Source organism: Pseudarthrobacter sp. NPDC080039 (genome assembly GCF_040702335.1).
In the GTDB taxonomy this organism is placed as follows: Bacteria; Actinomycetota; Actinomycetes; order Actinomycetales; family Micrococcaceae; genus Arthrobacter; species Arthrobacter enclensis_A.
Genome location: NZ_JBFBKY010000067.1, coordinates 1 through 2,363, shown reverse-complemented (window position 1 = coordinate 2,363; position 2,363 = coordinate 1). Strand labels below are relative to the sequence as shown.

The 2,363-nt window shown below is 63.6% G+C and carries 2 protein-coding genes; both read left to right on the top strand.

Annotated features, from left to right (window positions below):
- The coding region (locus AB0313_RS22075; protein ID WP_366308481.1) for a hypothetical protein at positions 1-186 on the top strand (186 nt) is incomplete at its 5' end.
- A 518-nt stretch (positions 187-704) separates the two neighbouring features.
- Positions 705-2,003: a trypsin-like peptidase domain-containing protein gene (locus AB0313_RS22070; RefSeq protein ID WP_366308479.1), complete on the top strand. Its 1,299-nt coding sequence runs from the start codon at positions 705-707 to the stop codon at positions 2,001-2,003.
- Positions 2,004-2,363 lie beyond the last annotated feature (360 nt).

Sequence of the window (2,363 nt, the reverse complement as noted above, 5' to 3'; positions counted from 1 at the left end):
CCCGGGAACACCGCAACGGCTGCGGCGTTCCAGAACAATGGAACAGACCGCGTGGGCGGCCAGCCTGCCGCGAACTTCGATCCGGAGGAGCGGCACCCGACAATCACACCGGGTCCCGCGGAAGAAGAAGACCGACAGGAAGTCGATGACCGCGGGCTGACCACAGACACCGGCTCCAGCGACTAACGCCTGCGACTCCAACTCGCCAACGGTCTTCGCGCTAGTCGGCCGGGCCGCCGGTCCGGCCACCCACTACAGAGCGTCTTCCGTAGGGAACCTTCAGGGTCGGCACTAACGGGGTTTCCTTATGACTGCTGGGTTCCGAAGTGCGCTTCCTTCCCAGCCCGGATTTGCGGACGTACGGCGGACCTGGCTAGCAAGCAAACCTAGGGTTAAGGTCGGGCGTTGTCCCGGGAAGTGCCCGCGTCAGCAGGTTTGGGAGGTCATTGCCGTGCGCGAGGCCAGCTTGCCATGGCGCAACGCTGTTTCATATGATTTTTGGCCCGTCACCGACTTCAACCTCAACTAATCCTGAACCGCCTGCCCGTTCGCAACCGTCCAGATTGGTGAGGACGGGAGAGGTGGCTTCCGCGCCCTCCTGCAATTCCAAGGCCACGGACTGACACAGCGGCTGCACAGCTTATACCCATCCAACAGACAACTGCCGCCTCCAGAATTGTTGTAACGACGACCTGAGGGGCTTGATGACCGAGCATGACCGTGACACGCCGCGACTCCTGGGTCTGGCCCGGGGCAGGCGAGGGGGACTCGGCGGCTGGGATGGGCGGGGTGCGTGGGTCGGAGACCGGAAGCAGAGGTTCGGTGTGCCGGTTCTAATCGGCTCCGTGGTAGCTGCTGGGCTGCTCGGCGGTGTCGCTGGGCTGGAATTCCGCGCCCAACCCGCAGGCAGTGGAGCGGTTGTCGCCTCCGGCCCCGTGGTTCCTGCCCAGATTACCGTTAACAGCGCGGACAGCGCCGGCGCGATCACTGCCGTGGCGCAGAAGGCAACGGCCAGTGTGGTGACCATTTCTGCTGCCACGGCCACCGGGGCCGGAACAGGCTCCGGGATCGTTTTGGACAGCCAGGGGCACATCCTGACCAACACGCACGTCGTAACCTTGGACGGTCAGAGCGCGGCCGCGTCCCTTGAGGTCCGTACCCATGACGGGAACGTATACCCGGGAACGATCGTGGGAATTGATCCGCTTTCGGATCTGGCCGTGGTCAAGATCGACGCCCAAAATCTGGTCCCTGCTGTTCTGGGCGATTCGTCAAAAGTCAATGTCGGTGACACGGCCGTCGCGATCGGTGCGCCCTTGGGCCTTCAGGACACGGTGACGAACGGGATCGTCTCGGCCCTGGACAGGACCATCAGCATTGCCTCATCCGCCCCGCAGGCACCGGGAGGATCGAACGGAAACAACGGCCGGCGCTACCGGTTCGCCCCGCCCAACGGCTCAAGCGGCGGTTCCCCGGCCACCCAAACGGACACCAGCCTTGACGTGCTGCAGACAGACGCAGCCATCAATCCGGGAAACTCCGGTGGCCCGCTGCTGAACGCCGCAGGTGAGGTCATAGGCGTGAACGTGGCCATCGCCTCTGCCGGTGCTACGACAGCCGGGGCCCAGTCTGGGAGCATCGGCGTGGGGTTCGCGATCGAGATCAACAACGCCAAACGCATCGTGCAGGAGATCATCTCCAGCGGATCCGCAACCCACGGGCAGCTCGGGGCGACCGTGACATCCAACCCCGCCGACGCTGGTTCGCAATTCAACGTCGGCGCAGAGGTCACCAACGTCACCGGTGGATCCGCCGCTGAAGCAGCCGGCATCCAAAAGGGCGACGTCATCACCGGCGTCAATGGGCGCTCGATCCAGGATGGCGATCAGCTGACCGCCGCGGTACGGGAGCAGCCCGGCGGCGCCTCCGTGAAGATTACACTGCTCCGCGGCGGCCAGGAACACCACATGGATGTGAAGCTCGGAACCGCGCCAAAAGCCTGACCACGCACGAAGGTAACCGTTTTTCGGTCGGGAAGAGAATCACTCTTGGCGCGGTGACGGATGCGCGCAGCTCTTCCCACTGAGCCATACGTTCGTGATGGAACCCAGTAGCGGTGCGTCCCGCCCGGTGACCGCTTGGGTAGCTCTCGAAGGTTTGACCGCATGCTTCCGGGGTATGTCCTAACGTGAGACTTTGTAGCGTATCCCAGCAATCGAGTGGGGAGTCCCGTGGCAGCCTCGTACAAAGACAGGGCGGGAATAGTTCCAGCGTTGCGTTCCTGGTGGTGGGTCGTAGTGGGTGTCGTGGTGTTCGCGGCCACGGTGGTGGCAGGAGATTTTATAAAATCGTCGGGGCCATCG

Coding starts and splice junctions, on each gene's coding strand:
- AB0313_RS22070 (WP_366308479.1), top strand. CDS start 705: ATGACCGAGCATGACCGTGACACGCCGCGACTCCTGGGTCTGGCCCGG.